Annotated in this window: 19 protein-coding genes and 1 tRNA gene; 16 read left to right on the top strand and 4 right to left on the bottom strand. The window is 41.3% G+C overall.

Annotation, left to right across the window (positions count from 1 at the left end):
• The first annotated feature begins 423 nt into the window (after positions 1-423).
• The 12 genes from LZF95_RS17705 to LZF95_RS17760 all read left to right on the top strand — a co-directional run bounded on the left by LZF95_RS17705 (position 424) and on the right by LZF95_RS17760 (position 14424).
• Complete coding sequence (locus LZF95_RS17705; RefSeq protein ID WP_233756362.1) at positions 424-1230, top strand: MotA/TolQ/ExbB proton channel family protein; 807 nt, start codon at positions 424-426, stop codon at positions 1228-1230.
• A gap of 56 nt (positions 1231-1286) precedes the next feature.
• On the top strand, positions 1287-1616 hold the full coding sequence (locus LZF95_RS17710) for a hypothetical protein (RefSeq protein ID WP_233756363.1): 330 nt from the start codon (positions 1287-1289) through the stop codon (positions 1614-1616).
• A gap of 1 nt (position 1617) precedes the next feature.
• Positions 1618-2253 (top strand): biopolymer transporter ExbD, encoded by a 636-nt coding sequence (locus LZF95_RS17715; protein ID WP_233756364.1) that lies wholly within the window; start codon positions 1618-1620, stop codon positions 2251-2253.
• A gap of 1 nt (position 2254) precedes the next feature.
• Entirely contained in the window at positions 2255-2719 is a 465-nt protein-coding gene (locus LZF95_RS17720; protein WP_233756365.1) for a biopolymer transporter ExbD, read from the top strand.
• A 58-nt stretch (positions 2720-2777) separates the two neighbouring features.
• Positions 2778-4088 (top strand): MFS transporter, encoded by a 1311-nt coding sequence (locus tag LZF95_RS17725; protein WP_233756366.1) that lies wholly within the window; start codon positions 2778-2780, stop codon positions 4086-4088.
• Positions 4089-4585: 497 nt separating this feature from the next.
• The gene (locus tag LZF95_RS17730) at positions 4586-7996 is read left to right on the top strand and encodes a CotH kinase family protein (protein WP_233756367.1); all 3411 of its coding nucleotides are present in this window, start codon (positions 4586-4588) and stop codon (positions 7994-7996) included.
• A 45-nt stretch (positions 7997-8041) separates the two neighbouring features.
• Complete coding sequence (locus LZF95_RS17735) at positions 8042-8734, top strand: DUF4956 domain-containing protein (RefSeq protein ID WP_233756368.1); 693 nt, start codon at positions 8042-8044, stop codon at positions 8732-8734.
• Between the two features lie 2 nt (positions 8735-8736).
• Positions 8737-9741 (top strand): HlyD family secretion protein, encoded by a 1005-nt coding sequence (locus tag LZF95_RS17740; protein WP_233756369.1) that lies wholly within the window; start codon positions 8737-8739, stop codon positions 9739-9741.
• Positions 9742-9760: 19 nt separating this feature from the next.
• On the top strand, positions 9761-10984 hold the full coding sequence (locus LZF95_RS17745; protein WP_233756370.1) for a TolC family protein: 1224 nt from the start codon (positions 9761-9763) through the stop codon (positions 10982-10984).
• Between the two features lie 239 nt (positions 10985-11223).
• Positions 11224-12693 (top strand): NAD(P)H-hydrate dehydratase, encoded by a 1470-nt coding sequence (locus LZF95_RS17750; RefSeq protein WP_233756371.1) that lies wholly within the window; start codon positions 11224-11226, stop codon positions 12691-12693.
• Between the two features lie 60 nt (positions 12694-12753).
• Positions 12754-13122: a hypothetical protein gene (locus tag LZF95_RS17755; protein ID WP_368670788.1), complete on the top strand. Its 369-nt coding sequence runs from the start codon at positions 12754-12756 to the stop codon at positions 13120-13122.
• 153 nt (positions 13123-13275) lie between these two features.
• Positions 13276-14424, top strand: coding sequence for a DUF4221 family protein (locus tag LZF95_RS17760; RefSeq protein WP_233756373.1), 1149 nt, complete (start codon positions 13276-13278; stop codon positions 14422-14424).
• A 53-nt stretch (positions 14425-14477) separates the two neighbouring features.
• On the opposite strand, the gene asnS is transcribed toward LZF95_RS17760, so the two are convergent.
• Complete coding sequence (gene asnS, locus LZF95_RS17765; protein WP_233756374.1) at positions 14478-15929, bottom strand: asparagine--tRNA ligase; 1452 nt, start codon at positions 15927-15929, stop codon at positions 14478-14480.
• Between the two features lie 178 nt (positions 15930-16107).
• On the opposite strand from asnS, the gene rpoN reads away from it, so the two are divergent.
• Complete coding sequence (gene rpoN / locus LZF95_RS17770) at positions 16108-17562, top strand: RNA polymerase factor sigma-54 (RefSeq protein WP_233756375.1); 1455 nt, start codon at positions 16108-16110, stop codon at positions 17560-17562.
• Positions 17563-17606: 44 nt separating this feature from the next.
• Positions 17607-18182 carry a PA-phosphatase gene (locus tag LZF95_RS17775; protein WP_233756376.1) on the top strand — a complete coding sequence of 192 codons (576 nt, stop codon included), beginning with the start codon at positions 17607-17609 and terminating at the stop codon, positions 18180-18182.
• 62 nt (positions 18183-18244) lie between these two features.
• Here LZF95_RS17775 and LZF95_RS17780 read toward each other — a convergent pair whose 3' ends face one another.
• Positions 18245-19000, bottom strand: a complete 756-nt coding sequence (locus LZF95_RS17780) for a porin family protein (RefSeq protein WP_233756377.1) — start codon at positions 18998-19000, stop codon at positions 18245-18247.
• A gap of 182 nt (positions 19001-19182) precedes the next feature.
• Between LZF95_RS17780 and LZF95_RS17785 the strand changes: the two genes are divergently transcribed.
• Positions 19183-19256 (top strand) — tRNA-Arg (locus LZF95_RS17785).
• Between the two features lie 135 nt (positions 19257-19391).
• Positions 19392-19637 (top strand): hypothetical protein, encoded by a 246-nt coding sequence (locus LZF95_RS17790; RefSeq protein WP_233756378.1) that lies wholly within the window; start codon positions 19392-19394, stop codon positions 19635-19637.
• 83 nt (positions 19638-19720) lie between these two features.
• Here LZF95_RS17790 and yidC read toward each other — a convergent pair whose 3' ends face one another.
• A complete protein-coding gene (gene yidC / locus LZF95_RS17795) occupies positions 19721-21526 on the bottom strand; it encodes a membrane protein insertase YidC (protein ID WP_233756379.1) in 1806 nt (601 codons plus the stop codon).
• A gap of 41 nt (positions 21527-21567) precedes the next feature.
• Positions 21568-23184 (bottom strand): CTP synthase, encoded by a 1617-nt coding sequence (locus LZF95_RS17800; protein ID WP_233756380.1) that lies wholly within the window; start codon positions 23182-23184, stop codon positions 21568-21570.
• Between the last annotated feature and the right edge of the window lie 550 nt (positions 23185-23734).

The following is a 23734-nucleotide window of genomic DNA, read 5'->3' on the forward strand; positions in this document are numbered from 1 at the left end:
AAATAGTGTTAATTCTACTTAATTTTTTATCAAGGTGTTTCCATATATTTATAGAATAGGAAGTCAATATTGAAAGGAAGAGAACGGATTGAACCAGTGTTGCCTGATTTATAAAAGCCAATCAGTCAGCATTTTCTAGAGAAATCATTAAAAGGATTGCCTTCAAGTGCATTTTTATTTTTCTTTTTGCGAAAAAATAAGAACCTTACCGGCGAGTTTTGGAGATAAGAGTCATTTTTAAAGCAAAAAAAGAAAATGTCCGTTCGTGTAAAACCTTGCTTATTGTTGAGATATAAGCCTGATTTTTCACAAAAATCTAAAAGAATCGATTGTTTTTTGAATTTAAAAAATGATAACTTTAAAACTCGATTCTAGATTAGAAACCATTTAACCTTTATCAAAAGTCTATTTAAAATCCACATTATGAGAAAGTTTATCGCTTTGTTCATGCTTGCAGGCATCCTATTCGCACCTGTTATTGCTAACGCACAAGAGGCAGAAGATACCGCAGCACAAGAAGAAACAACCCCAGTAGCCGTTGAGCCTGCTGCATCTCCCACTATTGTTGATGATGAGATCGTCGCAGAGGAGCAAAGTTTCCACCAAATAGTAAAAGAGAAATTCATCGAAGGTGATCCTCTTTACATGACTCCAGTATTGATCTGTTTGATCTTGGGTCTAGCGGTTGCTTTAGAAAGAATCATCACCCTGAACCTTTCTACGACCAACACGAAGAAATTGTTGATCAAAGTGGAAGATGCTTTGGAAACCGGTGGAGTAGAGGCCGCTAAGGACGTGACCAAAAACACCAAAGGCCCTGTTGCTTCCATCTTTACCCAAGGTTTGATGAGATACTCAGAAGGTATCGAAATGGTAGAGAAGTCTATTATTTCTTATGGTTCTGTAGAAATGGGTAGATTGGAGAAAGGTCTTGTTTGGATCTCCCTGTTTATATCACTTGCTCCGATGTTGGGTTTCATGGGTACTGTAATCGGTATGATTGGTGCGTTTGACTCTATCGAAGCGGCTGGTGATATTTCCCCTTCTCTAGTGGCAGGTGGTATCAAAATCGCCCTTTTGACCACAGTTGCTGGTTTGATCGTAGCGATCATCCTTCAGTTGTTCTACAACTATTGCGTAGCTAAAATCGATTCTTTGGTTAATGATATGGAAGATGCTTCCATCACATTGGTTGACATCTTGGTTAAGCACAAATTGACTGGCAAGTAAGCCGTCAGATTTGTTGAACCTTAATTTATACGTTAACCTCAAAGAAAAACTACATTATGGATACTTATGACATCTTATTGTATGGAAGTTACATCCTAATCGCAGTTGGTGCTGTAGTGGCTGTTTTAATGCCATTGATCAAGTCTTTGGATAACCCAAAGAGCTTGCTCAAAACTGCAGTGGGAATTGTTGCTATAGTTGTATTGTTCTTCATCGCCTACTCAATTTCAAGCAATGAAGTTCTTCCTAAATTTGAAGCATCTCCTTTCAACCTTACTCCTGAATTGTCTCAGTTGGTAGGGGGGATGCTTATCACCACTTACATCTTAACACTCGGTGCCTTAGCTGGCATTGTACTGACAGAAGTGAATAAAGCGATAAAATAATATGGCCAGAAAGAAAAATAGAATGAGTACGGAGGTCAATGCAGGCTCTATGGCAGATATTGCTTTCCTGCTGCTGATCTTCTTTCTCGTCACCACTACGATCGCTTCGGATAAAGGTATTTTGAATGTGCTTCCTCCGAAGCTTGATCCAAATAATCCTCCACCGGAGATTGATCTGAATAAGCGTAATATCTTCACCATTCTTCTCAATGCGAACGATCAGTTGCTTGTAGAAGGGGAGTTTAGAGATAATCCAGAAGGACTTGACGAGGAGTTGAAAGCATTTATCCTGAATTTTGGTGCGCCGGATGAAGAGGGTACTGCTTTGTATAATTCACTTCCTGCTTCCCTGAAAGCATTGGCGGCTAGGGATCCCGAGTCTTCTGATGATCCGGGAGAGGCAGTAGTGTCGATAAAGACTGACCGGGGTACTAGTTATGATAAATACTTGGAAGTATTTGATTTGGCTAAAAAGGCATATTTTGACATCTATGCTGCCCGTGTAAATCTCAGTACTGATGAATACAGGGCACTGACCGGTAAAAATGATGCTGAGCAAAGTCTTATTGACAAAGGAAAAGAGGGATTGCCAATGGCGATTTCTATTGCAGAACCTAATAAGGTAGGAGGGAATTAAAATGGCAAAGTTCGGAAAGAAAAATAAAGTTTCGGAAAATATCCCAACTTCGGCGTTGCCGGATATTATATTCATGCTACTCTTCTTCTTCATGGTTACGACCGTGTTGAGAGATCAGGAATTGTTGGTAGAGCAAAGAATTCCCCAAGCGACCCAGCTTCAGAAGCTTCAGAAGAAGTCTCTTATCTCTTACCTGTTCATAGGAAAACCTAAGAATACTGCGCTTTATGGTACTGAACCTAGAGTCCAGGCAAATGATGTACTGATGGATGTTCCGGAAATTGTACAATGGGTAAACCAAGAACGTGATATGCTTCCTGAATCAGATCGTGCAGGAATTACGATTTCTATGAAAGTAGATAAAGAAGTGAAAATGGGGCCTGTGTCTGATGTGCAGACAGAACTGAGAGAGGCCGATGCTCGAAGAGTACTGTACGCTTCTGTAGGTAAAGTGCAAAACGATTAAACTAATCTAAGCTATTTAGCAAAGCTATCCCGGTTTCGGGGTAGCTTTTTTTTATACCATGTTATCATCTATAATACAAAGCAAAAAGGTCCAGAATGCCTGGGCTATGTATGATTGGGCCAATTCAGTCTATAGCTTAGTCATCACCTCCACTATTTTTCCGGTATATTTCAACAGTGTGACCAAAGGTCTCAAGCCGGATGACAAAGTTGGTTTTTTTGGTTTCGAGATCGTCAATACGGTGTTATATTCTTATTCCATTTCTTTTTCTTTTTTAGTCATCGCTTTGATATCCCCCTTGCTCTCGGGTATTGCGGATGCCAGTGGCAAAAAACTTCAGTTTATAAAATTCTTTGCCTACCTCGGTTCCCTCTCCTGTGTAGCGTTGTTCTTTTTTGACGGTAGCAATTTAGAATGGGGTATCTGTTTTAGTATTTTGGCGAGTATTGGGTACGCAGGCAGTATTGTGTTTTACAATGCCTACTTGCCGGAAATCACCACTCCCGATAAGTATGACCTATTGAGTGCAAAGGGATTTGCTCTAGGCTATATTGGTAGCGTAATTCTTTTAGTCGTGAATTTGTTGATGATTCAGTACCCCTCTTTTTTCATGCTAGCAGATGGAGGAATGGCAGCTAGGTTTTCATTTTTGATCACGGGACTTTGGTGGGCCGGATTTTCCCAAATTCCATTTCGGGTGCTTCCAAAGAATCCCTACGGAAAGGATCTTAAGCGAGAATTACTGGTAAAAGGATATCTGGAGATCCGCAAGGTATGGTATGAGGTAAAGGAACATATGGTGATGAACCGTTTCTTGGCATCCTTCTTTTTCTATTCCATGGGTGTGCAGACGGTTATGTATCTCGCTGCCACCTTTGGTGATAAGGAACTGGGTTTGCCCGGGGATCAGTTGATATTGACTATTTTGATCATCCAGCTGGTAGCCATCGCCGGAAGTTATTTCTTTGCTTTTATCTCTAAGACCTATGGTAACAAAATAAGTCTTGTGATCATGGTTCTTGTGTGGGTAGGAATATGCGGTGGGGCTTACTATGTCTATACCGTTTATGAGTTTTTCGCATTGGCTTTTGTGGTAGGATTGGTCATGGGCGGAATACAATCCTTGTCCAGATCCACATTTTCAAAATTGATCCCCGGCAGTACTACAGATCATGCGTCCTACTTTAGCTTCTATGATGTGACTGAAAAGTTGGCTATAGTACTGGGTACTTTTTCTTATGGTGTGATTGAGCAGGTCACTGGCAGCATGAGAAACTCTGCGCTTTCTCTAGGGATATTTTTTCTTGTTGGATTAGGGTTCCTACTTTTAGTTTCTATCCCGAAAAAGGGATTGGAAACTGAAAGTTAGAGCAAATACTGAGTTATTCTCAGGGAAGTCTTTTTAAAGAATTGGATCCCAAATTTTTTAAGGTGCCCTATTTCATGCCCTATTTAAGGATGCAGGTGCCAATGAGCTAGTGTGAATGGTATTGAGTGCTGTGATGTCCATTCCTAAGTTTTTATTTTGCTGTAGCGTTTTCAAGATTTGGACGTTATGTCCCTGATAACGTTTTATACCGAAAAGTTTATTTAACTTTATAGTTGTGGTGGTTCATGGAAACATGAGCTGAATCGAGTCTTTATTAGGCTTTAATTGTATGGTTACTGATAAGCGGAAGATCTCTGAATTGATTTAATAGGTGATGAACTATCATGAATTGGGCGTATAGCTGAGGGAAGGAATGTTTTCCCTAAAACTATAAATCAATAACGAATTTAAGTGTGGGGTTTGTCTGATATTTGGAAATAAACAACGATCTTGAAAATGCCCTTATTTATCCTGGTCATTAGAATAACTGCTTTATAATGAACAAAACTCTTTTAATCGGCATTATTTTATTGTCTTTATGCGGTTTTTGGGCAAAAGCTCAGGATATACGCATTAATGAAATCATGTCGTCAAATAATGGGACAATCTTTGATGAGGATGGGGACGATGGAGACTGGATTGAATTGTTCAATTTTGGAGAAGCCCCTATAGAACTAAAGGGATTTTTGCTGACAGATAGTGAATCAGAGCCGGGCAAATGGGAATTTCCTGCTATTACCTTACAGGGGAAGAGTACTTTGTTGATATGGGCATCAGGTAAGGATAGAAAAAACATCTCCGGGTCACTTCACACCAATTTTAGTATCAAAGCGGATGGAGGGGAGACACTTTTGTTGCACTCTCCTGATCGAGTGGAAGTAGATAGGTTGGAGGTGCCGGCTATACCCACCAACCTTTCCTATGGTAGATTCCCCAATGGAACCGGGGAATGGTATTTCTTCGAATCTCCCACTCCTGGAAAAGAAAACCCAACAGAGGGGCAAGCTGGTCTTTTGGTGGCTCCTAGTTTTTCCCATAGTCCTGGCTGGTATGAGGAGCAAATCTCACTGGAACTATCATCCCCAGATGAATCGGTAAAAATCCTCTATACACTGGATGGCTCAGTTCCTAACATTGAAAACGTGCAAGAGAATGGCACTGAGTTTTTGGTTAATTATTATCATTTCGGTGAGTGGGAAACAAGCGAGAATATTACGCGGAAAAACAAAACCTATGTCTATACAGAAGCACTACAGCTTGCTGACCGTACTGCGGAAGACAATGACTTGTCAGACATCATTACTACCTACAAAAACGAATATGGGTTGGGGTGGACAAGACCGAAGGAAAGGGTTTTTAAAGGAAACGTAGTACGCACCGCAGCCTACAAAGACGGTAAAATGGGCCCGGTCACCACAGGGAGTTTTCTGATAGACAGGAGACTTAACCAACGTTATGGCTTACCTGTGATATCCATGGCAGGGTCTGCTGAAGGTCTATTTGGATATGAAAAAGGGATTTATGTGCAGGGTAGGCCATTTTTTGATCATGGAGGGACTCCGGGCAACTATGTTAATCAAGGTAATTTCTACTATAGTGGTGAGATTTGGGAACGGCCGGTTCATGTTGAATTTTATCTGCAAAATGGTGAAAGAGTGATTTCTCAAAATTTCGGAACGAGAATTCATGGAGGAGGATCCGTAGAAAGAGCTGCTAAGGGACTTAGATTGTATGGCAGGGATATCTATGATGCCAAAGATGAAATAAGTTACCCTATCTTCCCAAACGCCTTGGACGCCTTTGGGAAGCTAAAGGACTCGTATAAACGGGTGATTTTAAGAGCAGGTGGGGATTATATGGATATTTATACTGATGCTGTCAACCATCAAATCATGGAACCGGCGAAAGTAGATCTGCAACACAGTCTTCCTGCTGTTTTATTGTTGAATGGGGAATATTGGGGGATAGTAAATATCAGGGATAGATATGATGACCACCACATCGCCCGACAGTATAATCTGGATCAGGACAATGTGATTATTTTGGATGCTCCCTGGGGAGAGGGCAGTGTAGAACATGTAGATGAGGGAAGGCCTGACGATATCAAACTCTATAGAGAGGTGTACCAGCTTGCAGTGAACAATGATCTTCAAGATGATCAGAATTTCAGTTTGCTTGAAGAGAAAATCGATATGCTCAGTTATATTGATTACCAGATCATGTTCATCTATCTAAACAATGTGGATTGGTATGGCGATAAGCATTTTAGATATTGGAGGGCAAGGGAAATAGGGGATGCCCCATTTCAAGATGGAAAGTGGAGATTTATGATCTGGGATTTTGACACCGGTGCCCGACCTGGTATCGTCCCGGTTTCTTTTGACTTTCTCAACAATTTCATCCATCCAGAAGGAGGTGGGGAATTGTATAGTGCAGGAGACCCGAGCAAGACGGCCATGTTGAGGAGCCTACTTACCAATGAGAAGTTTAAAAACCTTTTTATCAACCGGTTTGCAGACCATATGAACAGTACCTTCCGGACAAATCGGGTTCACGCTATCTTAAGGGAAAGATTCAGCCTACTGGAACCCAATCTCGGGGAGCACTATGACAGATGGAATCACCAGGGTGCGACCTTAGAGCGGAGGGATGAAATGATTGACTTTTTTACTGAGCGTCCTAATATTCAGAGGGAGCATATTCAAAATCATTTTAATCTTGAGGGAAATGTTGAGCTAACCTTGTCGATATATAATGACAACCAAGGCTCCATCAAATGTAATACCCTGGATATTTCTCCGGAAACTCCAGGAGTGAATGATCTCGCTTATCCCTGGAAAGGCATCTACTTCAAAAATGTACCGGTCACTTTGGAAGCAAAGGCCAAGGAAGGCTTTACTTTTGATCATTGGCTTGTGGGAGGTGAGAAGCATGGGGAAGATTCCGTCATTTCCCTGACTTTGGAGAAGAATACCGTAGTAGAGGCTGTATTCACTTCCTCGAAAGCCCCAGCTCAGCAATTGATACACTTTTGGTATTTTGGAGATGAAAATGTAGAGAATGATGTTCCGCTGACAAAGTTAGATGCAACCTATAGTAGCAACAACACCAAAGCGCTATTATATTTTCAGCCGGCTATTTCCCCTTATCCACCTGCATCCGGAACGGCGGGAATTATGGACAGGGTGAATGATCCCACGCCGGTCAATTACCGGAATAAAGGAAATGGGAACAGGGCCTATTCAGCGGATCGAATGCGGGGTATAAGGACTCGAAATCCCCTGTCCATTGGCAGTAGAGAAGCGCAGTTGGTTTTTGATGTGCCTACGGTCGGATATGAAAAGATAAGCATGTCTCTCGCACTGTCCAGGACCGGGAATGGGCCAGATAGAATGGTGGTACAATACTCCGTAGATGGGGAGGAGTGGGGCGATGAAGGTCTTGAATTGAAAGAAATTCTACTTGAGGAAACATTTGTCTTGGTTACCATAGACTTCAGTCAGGTTCGGAATGCGGATGATAATCAGGATTTTAAAGTCCGGTTTATGTTTGATGGCTCATCGGTGTCGGGAAACTCCGGAAACGCCAGGTTCAACAACATCAGTATAGATGGTCATCCAATAGCCGGAGGCATGTTTGATAACGATGAGGAAGATGGGGCTCAATACTTGGAAAAAGTATTTCCCATTCCCTCTGAAAACAATCTGACGCTTCAGTTCAGAGACGGGGCCCAGAGTAATATTAGGCAAATTGATATAATCAATACAAACGGAGCGATTTTGAAGACTTTCGATAAAGCGCTTACCTATCAGGTTCAAATCCATACGGGGGATCTTCCCGCTGGAGTCTATATTGTCAGAGTGGTGAGTACGGCCGGTATGGAAGTTAAAAAATTCATTAAGTTGTAGTCCCTGATCGTTTTTTAAAAAGCCTTTTAATCTTATTTTAAACACATGGATTATTTCAGTTTACAAACCACAGCAGAGTTTCCGCCATTTTTTTCGGTACTTTATTCTGTGATGTTCGCTTTTAGCCTTGCCGTATTGGTGGCCTTTACATACTATCGAACTACTGAAATAGCTGGCTATAGCACCCCTTTCATCCAGTCTCTAATTCTTAGCCCAATTGTAGCTATTATGGTGATCCAAGCGATAGGAGATAGCGTCGCTATCGGATTAGGTATGCTGGGAGCCTTGGCAATAATAAGGTTTAGAACCAATTTCAGAAATCCCAGAAATATAATATTCCTATTTGCGTCACTGGCAATTGGGATTTCCTGCGGAGTTTATGGATTTGAAATAGCGGTGGTGGGAACCTTGTTTTTTTGCCTAACAGCTTTTATGCTAAACTCCACTTTCTTGGGAGAAAAGTATCCGCCGATTGGTGTATTGCGGATTAGTCATGACGGTATGGAGGATTTGAAGGTGCCTATAGAGGAAGAGCTAAGTAAGTGGTGCAAATCTTACAATCTGTTAATAGTAAGAACCAATCATGCTAAGGAAGCTGGACGGAACTACCAATACAATTACCAGGTAAGAATGAGGAAGCAGGAAGAACAGACTTCTCTCTTTGCGGCCCTTAAAGAGGTTAATCCGCAATTTTCTATCCGGATGGAATACGATACTGTAAGTGAAACTTTTAGTTGATTATGGGCAAGGCTAAATACATTGTGCTTTTTTGGTTGATTATAGTCGGGGCTTTGATTTATTTTAATTTCAATCTCCACAGTTTTAATAAATCCTTTTATGGCATAGCAGAAAACAGTGATTTTGTGGTCAGTTATGGTGGTTTGGTTGAGATTAGTAAAATCCATGTGGTGCAGGGGCAGATGGTACAGCCCGGAGATACGCTTTTGGAAGTGTTCAGGCCAGAATTGGATGAACGAATTCGGATGATCACTGACCAGTTGATTACCTTGAGGAGTCAAAAGTCAGCTGCTGGATTTGATTCTAAATCAATGATTTCCCAACTAGAGGCGGAAATCAAGGCCAAACGTGCGGAAATAGAATCTCAAATCAAGCAAATTGAGATGCAATATTCAATCAACAAATCCTTGACCAATGAATTGAAAAGCATCCAATTTGATACAGATAGCAGTGCCTACATAAACCCTACGAAAGTTCGTATAGAGGCCTTAAAAAATGATTTGGAACTTATGACAAGCCCATTGGAGCTAAGGATCGAACAGCTCAAAGGCCAATCAGGATCTCAGGAGAATCCTTTTGCCACTCAAATTGGCAATTTGGAGAAGGAGATAGAAAAGTTGGAGCAGGAAAAGAAAAAATTGACTGTATATGCGCAAGCTGAGGGAGTTATTGGGACCATTGCTTTCAAAATCGGAGAGATTGTTTCGCCTTACACCCCAATATTGATATTGAACTCACAGACACCCTCATATATTACCGGTTTTATACATGAAGACAGTTATCAGAATATTCAGATCAAGGATCGGGTTCAGGTCCAGTCTATGGCAGATAGGTCAAAGAAACTGGAAGGGGAAGTGGTGGGTGTAGGATCCAGTATTACCGAATACCCTGAGCGTTTAAGAAAAAACATCGACGTTAGGCTTTGGGGAAGAGAAGTTCAAGTGAGGGTTCCCCGTCAAAACCAATTGCTTCTTGGAGAGAAAGTCATACTCAAAAAAATCTTTTAATATGTTATTGTTTTATATAATGATGCCATTTGTTGGTTTATCTGCACAGGATACGGCCAAAACTACCACTACTGCTATTTTGGCTACGGCGATTGAGGATTCAAATTATAACTACCACACGGATCAGGTTGACTATATAGATGAAAATACCTACAGCCTATCCTATATTGATCATTTAGAGCTGAGGACAAGAACCCGCAATTTTGACTTGAATGAACAATCATACCGATTTAGGGCCTATACTAACTTTCCAAAAGAGAGAAAGCTGAACAACAAGTATAAAGCTAAAAGTTTGGATGAGGGCAGACTTCAAGGAAAGGAAAAGCTTAACAATGCTCTTGAATACCGCTATAAGCTAATAATATCAATGATCAAAAATGAGGAAGTTCTACAAGGAAAGCTGAAGTTGAAAGAATTGCTGGAAGATCGCATAACTATTTTAAAGAAGCTGGCCGATAACCTCGACTTTGATTATCAGGATCTCCTGGATGCCGAGAATGACTATCACAAACTGCAAATTGACCTTGTAGATTTAGAAAACAACATGAAACAATCTTCCAGGGAGGTATCTGAATTATTGGGAGTAAAAGAAATGGTACAGTTGGACAAGAAGGGTATCATATCAGTGGAGGGAATTGCCCTGTTTGTAAATTCCTTTGACAAAGGGATTGATGAAGATAATCTTTATTATGCGCAACAAAACTTGGACGTTGAACTCGCAGAGTTGGAGTATGAGCAGAAAAGGGCATCAGCGAAAACACCTGTTAAATTTCTTGAAGCTTCCTATCGAGATGATTTTAATGAGGGGTTCCGAAAAGATTTCAGTCTTGGTGTAGGGCTCAAAATACCAATTGGATCAGCGGTGAAAGGGAGTCTAAACGAACGTGTCATCAAAATCGCCAAAGAAAAGAACAATCTGGATGATATAAAATATGAATTGGAAGAGGATATTTCGGAAACCTTAACCGTCCTGGAGGTGCTTTTTGCCAAGCATCGGCTACTGTCAAAGATTCTGGAGGAGAGCAATGAAGAAGAATCATTGAAAAAATACCAATCCATAGAAGGAATCTCTCCTTTGGTATTGCTTAAGGTCAAAGAAAACATGATCAAAAAGAGACAAATCTTATTGGATCTGGAAAAACAGATTTTTTCCACTTATTTGGAATTTCTTGATTTAAATGGATTGCTGGTGAGAAGCCCTGTTGTCAACTATCTGAGTAGTAAAACCGACTTGCTTTTTTGATTATTCCCATATGCAATCACATTAATAAAATCATCAGTAAAAGGCACAGGATGATGATTGTTTTAATCAAGGTATCGTGAAATTTGATAAGCCTTATCAATAAAACAGCTCTAGCCTTCCCTTAGGTATCAGGCAGAGAGGAAAAGGGGGATATAGCATTTCATATTTTTATGGGTGGCATAGGTTTCCTAATTTAGTGACTATCTCAAAAAAGGATTGGAGACTGAAAATTAGCACTTATGCAGAAAATATTGTCAGGAACACAAGTCAAGGAGTTGGATGCGACGCATGTTAAATTAAGTTGCCAAAGCAGCTATGAATTGATGGAATCAGCATCTCAAGCCTTTGTTGACTGGTTCCTCACGCAAAGCTTTTCTACTGATTGTCCTGTCCAAATTGCGGTAGGTAAAGGAAACAATGGCGGAGACGGTCTCGCTATTGCCCGATTATTGTCAGCACACTCTTTCTCAGTTTCAATTCTGAAATGTTTCGATTCAGCTGAAGGAATGAGCCCTGATGCAAAATTGAATTTAGAACGAGTGCCTAAATCAATTCCGCTTATGGAATTGGGTAACTGGGCTTTTTCTCCACAAGGGATTTTGATTGATGCTTTTCTCGGGATTGGTCTTACAGGGCCTCTCAGACCAAATGCAGGTACAATCATTCAAAAACTGAATGAGTACCAAGGGACAGTGATTAGTATAGATGTACCATCCGGTTTGCCATCCGATGAAGTAAGTGTAGGTGAGGCAGTGAATGCAGATTTTACTATAAGTTTTGAATTCCCAAAGCTTTCACTCGTGATGCCTGAGCATGCCGGATATGTAGGAGAGTTGATAGTATTGAAGATCGGGGTGTTGGGTGAGGCATATGAAAAGCTTGAGACGTCTTTTTACTATATGCAAGCGCAGGATATACCGCCCTTGCACAAAGTGTTCAATCGGTTCAGCTATAAAGGAGAAATGGGTAAAGTACTTCTTATTGGTGGAAGTCCCGGAAAGATGGGGGCACTTGTGCTATGTGCAAGGAGCGCATTGAGAACTGGCTCAGGTCTGGTGACCTGTCATATGGAAGATTCTGAACGTTTTATTATCCAAACAGCAGTTCCTGAAGCTATGGCTTCATGGGGCTTGATTCCAAATCCAGAGATATACGACGCAGTGGGCATAGGACCGGGTTGGGGGACAGAAAACCGGGTACGCATGTTTAGACAATTTTTACAGGATTACAGAAATCCCATAGTTGTGGATGCAGATGCGCTGAATATACTGGCAAAAAACCGTGATCTGATTCCTTTAGTGCCAAAAAATTCTGTGCTGACTCCCCATATTGGAGAGTTTTCCAGACTTGTGGGATCTTCACCCAATCATCTGGACAGACTGGATAAGGCAAGAAAATTTGCCGTTGAAAATGAATTGATCGTGGTGCTCAAGGGAGCAAATACGGTAATCAGCTTGCCTCATGGGAAACAGGTTGTCAACTCCTCCGGCACTAAATACATGGCTACGGGTGGATCGGGAGATGTGCTTACGGGTATGATTACGGCATACCTAGGTATGGGCTATTCACCTGAAAACGCCGCGCTGTGCGGCGTTTATCATCATGGTCTGGCAGGTGAAATAGCATCCCAGTCCAAGAGGCGATCCTTAATTGCAAGTGATATTATTGAAGCTATTCCGGAAACTTATATTCGCTTGAGTATTTCCTGATTTACCTATATCTATATCACGGGAGGTATCCTTACTGTTTTTATCTCTCCTTGGGTAGGGATGCTTTCAGGTAGGTATGAAAAGCATAAGATATTTATCATTTTCATGCTGTCAAATGTAATCCCTATTGCAATCATTACTCATTTGGGTGTAACGCCTATTCGCTTTGTTTTGATGATCTCCATGATGTTTTTTGTGACTTCCAGTAGCAGGTATGTACCTGCGGCCGCAATCGTAACGGGTACAGCAAAACCTGAAAACAGGGGGAGTTTTCTGAGTTTCAACTCAGCAGTGCAACAATTGGCCACGGGTGCGGCATCCTTGCTCGCTGGAATAATAATCGGGGAAAATGCAGCGGGAGAATTTACGAATTACAATGTGGTGGGATATACGCGATTATATTTAGTCTGGTATGTATTCCGTTGGTAAAACGGGTCAAAGTAGTGAGTTGAAAATTTTTTCAAAATCATATCAAAATCAACAGTAACTAATAAAGTAAACTGTTTACGAAAATTCAGTAGTAGTCATATTCTTTTTATATATTGAGTTTTAAATGACTGTCCAGTCGTCCGTTTATCAGAAATGAACAAAGCATTAAACTCAATTATATTTCTTAGCGCAATCATTTATTGCAGCTCATGCTCTCCAAATGAAGTAGGAGAATTGCCTGAACTCAATTACAAGCTGACTCATGCTTTTCAATTAGTTGTGGAAGACCACCCGCTTCGGACTTGGAGTCTACAGGCTAAAGTCATTGATGGTGAAGAGTTTCTTTTTTTTGGGGACGTCAAAATGAAGGACAATATCAAAGTCTATAATATCGATGCGCAAAAGTGGGAAGAGACAATCCGATTTGAAAAGGAAGGGCCTGATGGTATTGGCTCAATGAATGGTTTTTTTGTACATACTATGGACTCTATTTTTGTGGTAAATAGCTTTGGCTGGCAGGTTCACTTAATGAATGGAAACCAAAAACTCAAGACTTACAATACCAAAGAAGGAATACCTGTATTAGATCAAATTACACCGTTTACAACAAATAATGCCTTGAAAGGCTTCGTCAACGGGAAAATAATTTTTTATGGTTTTCCTGAAATACCATATGAGGGACTTGACTATCATAGTAAAGTCAGCGTAGCACAATCAATTGATATAAGCACAGGATTGAATACTGTCGGTATTGGCTACCCTTTAGAGTACCATGATCATAATTGGCCTGGAGTAATTACTATAATGAATGAACAAGCCGTCAGTCAAGATTTGATTTATATGAGTTTCCCACTAAGTGATTCGGTGTATGTTTACAATTCGTCATTTAATCTATTGAAATCTTTAGATATTTCTTCAATCAATAAGAGGGAAACCTCAAATTTTGATAGTCAACCATTAGATAAGATTAATGGAGCTCCGGGTTATTTTGAAGTAATAGGAAAAGGTGCATATACCGACCTCCTCATTGATGAAAGGAATAGAATCTTATTTAGAACTATTTCCTTCTCCAAAAGTGATGAAACTTTATTTTCTTCTTTCTCGGAATATAGACTGACCTCAGAAAATAATCTGTTGATTTATGATCTTGATCAGGAGAAATTGATAGGAGAGATTAATTTTAGAAAAGAGGAATTGGATAGGGCTCCTATGATGTTTACAGGCCAAAAAGGTTTATATCTCAGTAAAATGAGTGAAGAAGAGGAAGCTGTAGATTTTTATCTATTATCCTGGGAGCCCTGAGTTAGGAGCTATTTACTTAAACAAGCCCGACATTTCTGCCGGGCTTGTTGCTATTAAAATTCCGCGTTTCCCGGAGTTCTCGGGAAAGCAATGACATCCCTGATATTGCCCATGCCGGTGACGAACAATACCATTCGTTCAAAACCTAGTCCAAAACCTGCGTGTGGGGTAGCCCCAAATCTTCTCGTGTCAAGATACCACCACATTTCATCCTGTGGAATATTCATTTCTTCCATTCTTTTGGTCAGCACATCCATTCGCTCTTCGCGTTGGGAGCCACCCACGATTTCACCTATGCCTGGGAAAAGTATGTCCATGGCGGCAACAGTCTTTCCATCGTCATTTTGACGCATGTAGAAAGACTTGATGTCTTTAGGATAATCAGTTAGGATTACCGGCTTCTTGAAGTGTTTTTCTACCAAGAAGCGCTCGTGTTCAGACTGCAAATCCGCTCCCCACTCATCGATCAGATAGGAGAATTTCTTTTTCTTGTTAGGATTGGAGTTTCTTAGGATTTCTATAGCCTCGGTGTAGGTGATTCTCACAAAATCATTGTCCACTACAAATCTCAGCTTGTCCATTAGAGTCATTTCGCTCCGTTGGTCTGCAGGCTTTGATTTCTCTTCTTCCAGCAGTCTGGAATCCAGAAATGCCAAATCTTCGGCACAATGGTCAAGCGCATAGCGGATCACATATTTCAGGAAATCCTCCGCGAGGTCAGCATTGTCTTCCGCATCGTAGAAGGCCATCTCCGGTTCGATCATCCAGAACTCCGCCAGGTGACGTGTCGTATTAGAATTCTCCGCACGGAAGGTAGGTCCAAACGTATAGATATCCGCAAGTGCCATAGCCGCCAATTCCCCTTCCAATTGTCCTGAAACGGTAAGATTTGTTTCTCTTTCGAAGAAATCCTGCTTATAATCTATCTCCCCCTCTTCAGTTTTAGGGGGATTCTTCAGATCCAGCGTAGTCACCTTGAATGTCTCTCCCGCACCTTCAGCATCCGAAGCTGTAATGATAGGAGTGTGGACGTAGAAAAATCCTTTTTTGTCAAAATACTTATGGACAGCAAAAGCCAAGGCATGCCTTACCCTGAATACCGCGCCAAATGTATTGGTCCGCATTCTAAGGTGGGCATTTTCACGAAGAAACTCCATAGAGTGTTTTTTTGGCTGCAGAGGATATTTCTCAGGGTCTGCCTCGCCCAGCACTTCTATGGATACTGCATTTAACTCAGAGCTCTGTCCGGATCCTTGGGATTCTACCACCGTCCCAACCACTTTCAGACAAGCTCCTGTTGTACATTTTTTCAGGACATCTTCTGAAATCAGATTTGGGTCAGCCACCACTTGGTAATTGGTAATGATGGAGCCGTCATTCAACGCAATAAATGAAACATTTTTGTTTCCTCTCTTTGTGCGTACCCAGCCCATCAGGGTCACTTCAGTCCCAATAGGATTTGTATCCAGGATGGTCTTTATTTTGACTCGTTTGTTAAATGCCATTTGGTGATTTTTTTATGCGGATTTTAGAAGTCCCGCGAATATGTTAAAGGAATGCAAAAAAACGATTAAATAAGCTTTTTATCAAAAATTCCCTCGTTTTTCATAACTTTGGCATGAGGGCTTTTTCCAATGGAAAGGCCTTTTTTTAACCCAAACAGCAGGTATTACCTTATATCGAATGCAAAAGCTAAATCTTAGCCAATCACTTTCTCAGAAACTTTCACCTCAGCAGATCCAATTTATCAAATTGCTGCAGGTGCCTACAGCTGAGCTTGATGCTCGGATAGAAGAGGAACTTGAAATCAATCCGGCTCTGGAAGAAGGCAAAACTGAAGAAAAAGATGCCAAGGAAGATGATTTTGAGGATTCTTACGAAGAGGAGACTCCTCAGGATGATCGGGATGTGAACATCGACGATTACCTGGATGACGAGTACGGTGGATATAAAATGCAGGGTGATGGCAATTATAATACAGATGAAGAGGATCGTGAGATACCGATTTCCAGCCAATCATCCCTGCATGAGCAATTAGTTTCCCAATTGAGCTTCCTGAGGCTGGATGAGCGTAAAAAAATCATTGGAGAGCAGCTGATAGGAAGTATAGAAAATGACGGATATATACGCCGGGATCTGGATTCTATCATCAATGATCTGGCATTCAGTCAGAACATAGAAACTGATATCGATGAACTTGAAGAAATACTGAGGAAGATCCAGAATTTTGACCCTGCAGGTATAGCGTCCCGGAATTTGCAGGAATGTCTCACGATACAGCTAGAGCGCAAGGAGCATCCCGATGACCCTACTGTACAGAATGCGTTGAAAATTATCCATGATTGCTTCGATGAATTCACTAAGAAGCATTATACCAAAATTCAAAAACGCTGCGACATGTCCGACGAGGAAACAAAAGAAGCGGTGAATCTGATAACTAAGCTAAACCCTAAACCAGGGGGAGTGGCAGATGGTCTGGTACGCACTCAGTATGTGATCCCGGATTTTATTCTGACAAATACTGGCGGGAAATTTGAAATTAGCCTTAATTCCAAGAACGCACCTGAACTGAGGATTTCCAGGTCATACTCCGAGATGTTCGATGCTTATGACAAAAGTGATAAAAAAGATAAAAAGCTGAAGGAAACAGTCACTTTTGTGAAGCAAAAGCTGGATGCCGCTAAGTGGTTCATAGATGCGATCAAGCAACGTCAAAACACCCTTCTGAGAACTATGGAGGCTATTCTTCAGTACCAAAAGGAGTTTTTTATAGATGGCGATGAGACAAATTTGCGTCCTATGATCCTGAAGGATATAGCCGAGCGTATAGATATGGATATTTCTACTGTGTCCAGGGTGGCAAACAGTAAGGCTATTCAGACAGAATTTGGTGTGTATCCTTTGAAATACTTCTTCTCTGAAGGTATCGCCACGGATAGCGGGGAGGATGTGAGTAACCGGGAAGTGAAATATATCCTTCAGGGCATGGTAGATGCAGAGGATAAAAAGAAGCCTCTCTCTGATGATAAACTAGTCAAAATGCTGAATAGCAAAGGATATAATATCGCACGAAGAACTGTAGCCAAATACAGAGAACAGCTGCAAATCCCTGTTGCCCGACTAAGAAAGGAATTGTAGTGCAGAGGGGGTTTTCGCTTGTAGTTTCAATCGTATTCCAGCCGTTGGTCATACCCACATTGGTTTTTGGATTGATTTTGTTTATGGTGCCTCAGGCTACTACTATCCCGGAGGAATTTAAACTCCGGATATTTTATCTACTGGTGTTGTCCACCTTAGTGATCCCTATGGTGACAGTATGTGGGTTGCGACTAAGTGGGACTCTGAAAAGCCTGCATATGGCAAGCCTAAAGGACAGGGCAATCCCTTTCTCTGTGACCAGCATTTACTATATTCTTACAGTTTACTTCTTGTTACAAAAAGGTGGTCTAGATCCAATTTTAGGAAAGGTTTTGGGCATAATCACCCTAGCAATACTAGGGCTTACTTTTGTCACTTTTTTCTGGAAGATGTCGGCTCATATGACCGGGATGGGAGGGCTGTTGGCATTGGTATTGGTACTTGGCTTGAAGTTTCCCTCATTCCAGCCCGTATATCCTTTACTGACGGTTCTTGTATTAACCGGCGTGGTAGGAAGTGTCAGGTTGTTTTTAGACGCCCATAAGCCTATGGAGATTTATGTAGGTTTATTGTATGGGTTTTTACTCTGTTTTATTGGGTTTAGTATTATTTGGGGATAGATGATTTGTCCCATGATAAAAAAAAACCGGACAAAAGCCCGGTTGGTATTAATTACTCACTTCTAAAACACATTCACTGCTATCCCGAAATTAATCTGGGTAGCTTCCGTGCCGTTCGGCCCCATTCCTTTTTGAAATACCTTGTTCAACCCAAAGTAACTCCAAGCATAGAATCCGGGAGTGCCTGCTTTTACTGATATTCCATAGCGGAATTTCTCGAAACCATAATTCTGTGAGTCCTTGATTTTCCTTTTAAGGCCATCGGCATCCTCATATCTTACTTTTGTGTGGGATTCGTATAGATAACCAATCTTGCCGCCCACGCTAAACCGAAAGCCCTGGGCATAGTTGGTCTTGTTGAAGTGGTAGGTGAAGTCCAATGGGATGTCAAAGTAATTGGCGGCCACCACATTCTTTCTAATACTAATGTCATCCCCCAAGACGTCATAGATCTCCTTCAGCTGACTTGATTCCGGGCCAATGGCTGGATTGTTGTATAAGGATTGATCGTCCTTAAAAGCATATTTGTCAGTTCCAACACCTATTCCTATGTCCATCGTCATCCCTGATGTTGGCCCCAAAATGGATACAGGATATTGATAATAAACATTGAAGGTTCGGGAGGCAAAAAACCTAACGGCCATATCCTCTGACCTGTTATTGAGCTGATTAAAGCCAAATTCAAATTTTAGATCGCTGGGGATATTCGGTCTTCCGCCTATTGGTGTCTTTGGTTTTTTGGCGATTTGCAGACTATCCTGGGCAAACGCTCCTTGGATCAGAACAAAAGCGAGAAGAAAGGTGTATATTTTTTTCATCAAATTGGTTTACTTAAAATGCACTCAATGCGGGCAAAAATAGGAAATCCCCACTGATTTACCCCTTTATTGATCTTAATTATTCTTAAGGGTAAAACGAGCTGTTATTTATAAAATTGTAAATTTCTTAGGTAGTAGTATTTGGATAAAATCGAATTTTAGATACCTTTGCATTCCGATTTGGCTTCGTAGCTCAACTGAATAGAGCACCTGATTACGGCTCAGGAGGTTTCAGGTTTGAATCCTGACGAGGTCACAAAGCCCAGCTTTTTTTGGTTGGGCTTTTTTTTTGGCAACCTGCTACTTATAGTGTTGATTTTCTGTCAGAATTTTCATTTAGCGGTAATTTTTCATCATTTTAGACGAAACATTGCGTGTGTCCTGTCAGTAGATGAAAAACTTTCTCCCACTTTTGCTATTAATTCTTTCGGCCTGCAGTCTTTTTGAAGATACCAATCTGGTTGATATTAAGGAGATTGATGGGCCCTGTTCCATCGTACTTGTGGGAGGTAGCACTGTGAGGAGCAAGGGCAATATCAAAATAAGTAAACGGACCCAAGCCATTACTTATCGGGATGAGGAGGGTAAACTTTGGTCTCTATTCAAGGACGATTATACCAGTTATTCCTGTCAGTAGGCATGCATCTTTCATTGCTATTTTAGAAGGTAAGCACGATGACCCCGCAAAAAAAAGAGCCGAAGAAGGGCTCCTTTTTATTGTTATTTTTTACGGGAAGTCTCAGCTGCTTTCATAGCATCTTCCAGTTTTTGCTGGAATTTGGATTTCTTCTTATTTGCGTTTTTAGCTTTACTTTCTTCTACTTTGGCGCGGATTTTTTCGTCATCTACAAATAGCTTGATTAAGGCCTGCTGGCCAAAAGTCACCATGTTGGATACAAAATAGTAGAAGCTCAATCCTGCAGGGTATGAATTCAAAATGAACATAAACATAACTGGCATGATGTACCCCAGGTTTTTCATTGGGCCAGTGGCTGTTGTCAGTTGGTTATTGAAGTGCGTGTAAATAATCTGCGATACGGTCATCAATAAGGTGAACAAACTTACATGTGATCCATAGAAAGGGATAGTGAATGGAAGATTGATGAATGTATCATAGGTAGAAAGATCAGACGCCCACAGAAATGATTCCTGTCGTAGTTCTATCGCATTAGGGAAGAAAAAGAACATCGCAAAAAGAAAAGGCATCTGAAGTACCATAGGCAAGCAGCCTGAGATCGGGCTTACCCCCAGCTTCGAGAAGAGTTTCATCTGCTCCTGTTGCATCTTGGTGGGATCGTCTCCGTACTTTTCCTTTAGCTCATCAATTTCGGGTTTGATTACCCTCATTTTGGCCATGCCTATGTATGACTTATATGTCAGAGGGAAAAGTGCAAGTTTGATGAGGAATACGATGATGATAATTATGACACCGTAATTGTTGAAGAATTTCTCCAGGAAGGCAAATAAGTTGACAATGATGTATTTATTGACCCAGCTGACAAAGAAATATCCCATGTCCACATTGTCTTCAAACCCATCTGTTACCTTTTTGAGGGTATTGTACTGATCGGGACCGAAATAATATGTAAACCCTGTTTTTCCGTCCTGTAAAGGAATAGATAAACTGGTAGCCATAGTCCGGACGATAGAAGAGTCCGCAGGCGTGCTTTGGGTAATCGCGACATTTTGGAATTCAGTGTTAGCGATCATGGCAGCACTGAAGAAACGTTGACTAAAACTCACCCATTTGATTGGTTCTGCTATTGTCTCCTGCTCTAGCCCGTCACCAGATCCAAGATTATCAAATGACCCTGAAATGGTGTAGTAATTTAGTCTGGCTTGTCTTCGGGATTCTGCCAGATTCATTTCCTGGGTAATCAAATTATCCTCCCAGTTGAGTTTGATCTCATTTCCGGTGAAGACCCCTTGATAGCGGTCAATCTCGAAGGTGTTCTGAACTTGGTAGCTGTTTTCCTCAAGGCTGAAGGTTTGAACTAGTCTGCCGTTCTCAGTTTCTGCCGTTAGCCTTAAGACCTGAATTGATTTCCCTTCTTCATTTTGCGTATTCTCTACCGTAGGCGTGAAGTAGATGTCCTTTAGGTTTAGGGGGCCATTTCTACTTTCAATCACAAAATCCATCGTGGAACTCTCTTCATTGAAGAGTTCCAGGGGCTCCATATTCCAGCTTTTGTAGTTTTTCAGGATAACCTTATTAACACTGGCACCCTTGGAGGAGATTTCCATCTGGATCAGATCATTTTCCAGAATAAGAGATTCTTCTTCTCCTACAGTATTACTGGCCAGTACACCATATTTTGAAATCCTAGCAGCGTCAAGCGTACTGTCATTTTCAGTGAATGTGTCCGTGCTGACTGCTTGGCTTGATGTGTAGGATTGGGGAGATTCTACTTGTTCGGAGGATTCTGTCTCCATTTCGGGGACTTCTGGCGAACTCGCAAAGAAAATCGAGTAAACCAGGATCACTGCTGCAAAAAGAATCAAACCAGTTGCTTGATTTCTGTCCATAAAGATTAATCGTAAACCCGATGAAATGACTTCGGGGAGTTTTATTTAATTTTTTTATCTACGGCCGCTTGGATGAACTTTACAAAAAGGGGCTGTGGAGTCAGTACTGTGCTTTTGTATTCAGGGTGGAACTGTACACCTACAAACCATGGATGGCCTTTGATTTCTACAATTTCCACCAAGCCTGTTTCCGGATTTTTTCCTGTGGCTAACAGGCCTCCCTCCTCCATTTTGGTTAGATATTCATTGTTGAACTCATATCGGTGACGGTGTCTTTCCTGGATTTTTGACTTTCCGTACGCCTGAAATGCCTTACTGCCTTTTTTGAGGTCGCAAGCATACGAACCAAGTCGCATAGTTCCTCCCATTTGATCAATATTTTTTTGTTCCTCCATCAAAGCGATCACCGGATCAGAGGTGTTCGCATCCATCTCAGTGCTGTTTGCGGATTTTAGCTGAAGTACGTTTCTCGCATATTCAATGACAGCTACTTGCATACCTAGACAGATGCCTAGGAATGGAATATGATTCTCTCGGGCGTATTTGACTGTTTCGATTTTCCCTTCGAAACCTCTCTCTCCAAATCCAGGAGCCACCACGATGCCGTCCAAATCCGTGAATTTCTGGACAATATTGTCTGAATTGATTTCTTCCGAGGATATCAGGCGAAGATTTACTTCGCATTCTATAGAAGCTCCGGCATGAGTGAAGGCCTCGATGATAGATTTATATGCGTCAGGCAGCGATACATATTTTCCCACTAGCCCGATGTTGACCTCCTGGGTAGGGTTTTTAAGCTTTCCTAGAAAATCTTTCCAGTTTTCAAGATCAGTGTTTTCTTTGGAAGAGAGCTTTAGTTTGGTCATGACCCGCTCGTCTAACTTTTCTTTCTTCATCAATAAAGGTACATCGTAGATGGAATCTGCGTCCATGGCTTCGATTACGCTATTGAGTTGCACATTGCAGAAGAGGGCAAGTTTCTTTTTGACTTCAGAAGGCAGGTGATGTTCTGTCCGACAGACAAGGATGTCAGGCTGGATACCTGCTTCCAGTAGTTGCTTCACAGAATGTTGTGTGGGTTTGGTCTTAAGTTCTTTGGCGGCTTTCAGGTAAGGGATTAATGTAAGGTGGATTACCAGGAAATTATTAGCCCCCAGATCCCATTTAGCTTGTCTTACCGCTTCGATGAATGGAAGAGATTCTATGTCCCCTACACAGCCCCCGATCTCGGTAATGACCACATCAAATTTGCCATCTTCTCCCAATTTGTAAAAATTGGCCTTGATTTCATCTGTGATATGAGGGATGACCTGTACAGTCTTTCCCAAAAACTCCCCTTTACGTTCTTTGGTTATGACGTTATTATAGATCCTTCCTGTGGTTATATTGTTGTCTTGGGAAGTTGGGATGTTCAGAAAGCGTTCATAATGGCCTAAATCCAAATCGGTCTCTGCGCCGTCATCCGTTACATAGCATTCGCCGTGTTCATAGGGATTCAGTGTTCCCGGATCAATGTTCAGGTAAGGATCGAATTTTTGGATGGTCACCCTAAAGCCTCTGGCTTGAAGTAATTTGCCCAGTGAGGCGGCAATGATTCCTTTGCCGAGAGAGGAGGTGACGCCTCCAGTAATAAATATGTATTTGGTGTTTGAAGCCATAAGAATGGGGGAGGGTGGAAATTTGATTGGATTCTTATGGGGCTCAAAATTATGGAAAAATTCCCGATAAATGGCTCTTTGAACTTTAAATAGATCAATTTTCTTAAAGAACTTTTTGTGGAAACACACAGTTCCGTCCTGTAGTTAACCTGAATATTACAGTTGTGTCAAGAAGGTGTCGTCGGTAGTGTTGGTTCATTTTGTTATACGGAACCAAATAGGGGTTGGGCAAATCTTTGATAGAGTCAGTGCAGTCTTGCAGCTAGGCTAATCCTACTATAATATAGTGCTGTAAAGATTATTGATAAGTGCGTGGGAACAAAGCTGTTGAAATTGGCTAGGCGCGAAAGAGATCTATTTTTCTTTGGTTGATTGCCGAGTTGTCTTGTAGAAGCTGATTGGTATTTAAAGTATTTCAATTGTTCTAAGAACGGTTGGCCAAAACCCTGTTTACCATGTAATCTGAATAATCATTCTCCGGTTTGAAGGAGGAATAGTGTTTTCTGCCTTTATTGGATTATGGGAACAGGGAGGTAGATAGGGGAAGTCT

It is taken from the genome of Algoriphagus sp. AGSA1, assembly GCF_021390545.1.
Lineage (GTDB): Bacteria > Bacteroidota > Bacteroidia > Cytophagales > Cyclobacteriaceae > Algoriphagus.

Coding starts and splice junctions, on each gene's coding strand:
- LZF95_RS17705 (WP_233756362.1), top strand. CDS start 424: ATGAGAAAGTTTATCGCTTTGTTCATGCTTGCAGGCATCCTATTCGCA.
- LZF95_RS17710 (WP_233756363.1), top strand. CDS start 1,287: ATGGATACTTATGACATCTTATTGTATGGAAGTTACATCCTAATCGCA.
- LZF95_RS17715 (WP_233756364.1), top strand. CDS start 1,618: ATGGCCAGAAAGAAAAATAGAATGAGTACGGAGGTCAATGCAGGCTCT.
- LZF95_RS17720 (WP_233756365.1), top strand. CDS start 2,255: ATGGCAAAGTTCGGAAAGAAAAATAAAGTTTCGGAAAATATCCCAACT.
- LZF95_RS17725 (WP_233756366.1), top strand. CDS start 2,778: ATGTTATCATCTATAATACAAAGCAAAAAGGTCCAGAATGCCTGGGCT.
- LZF95_RS17730 (WP_233756367.1), top strand. CDS start 4,586: ATGAACAAAACTCTTTTAATCGGCATTATTTTATTGTCTTTATGCGGT.
- LZF95_RS17735 (WP_233756368.1), top strand. CDS start 8,042: ATGGATTATTTCAGTTTACAAACCACAGCAGAGTTTCCGCCATTTTTT.
- LZF95_RS17740 (WP_233756369.1), top strand. CDS start 8,737: ATGGGCAAGGCTAAATACATTGTGCTTTTTTGGTTGATTATAGTCGGG.
- LZF95_RS17745 (WP_233756370.1), top strand. CDS start 9,761: ATGATGCCATTTGTTGGTTTATCTGCACAGGATACGGCCAAAACTACC.
- LZF95_RS17750 (WP_233756371.1), top strand. CDS start 11,224: ATGCAGAAAATATTGTCAGGAACACAAGTCAAGGAGTTGGATGCGACG.
- LZF95_RS17755 (WP_368670788.1), top strand. CDS start 12,754: ATGCTTTCAGGTAGGTATGAAAAGCATAAGATATTTATCATTTTCATG.
- LZF95_RS17760 (WP_233756373.1), top strand. CDS start 13,276: ATGAACAAAGCATTAAACTCAATTATATTTCTTAGCGCAATCATTTAT.
- asnS (WP_233756374.1), bottom strand. CDS start 15,929: ATGGCATTTAACAAACGAGTCAAAATAAAGACCATCCTGGATACAAAT.
- rpoN (WP_233756375.1), top strand. CDS start 16,108: ATGCAAAAGCTAAATCTTAGCCAATCACTTTCTCAGAAACTTTCACCT.
- LZF95_RS17780 (WP_233756377.1), bottom strand. CDS start 19,000: ATGAAAAAAATATACACCTTTCTTCTCGCTTTTGTTCTGATCCAAGGA.
- LZF95_RS17790 (WP_233756378.1), top strand. CDS start 19,392: ATGAAAAACTTTCTCCCACTTTTGCTATTAATTCTTTCGGCCTGCAGT.
- yidC (WP_233756379.1), bottom strand. CDS start 21,526: ATGGACAGAAATCAAGCAACTGGTTTGATTCTTTTTGCAGCAGTGATC.
- LZF95_RS17800 (WP_233756380.1), bottom strand. CDS start 23,184: ATGGCTTCAAACACCAAATACATATTTATTACTGGAGGCGTCACCTCC.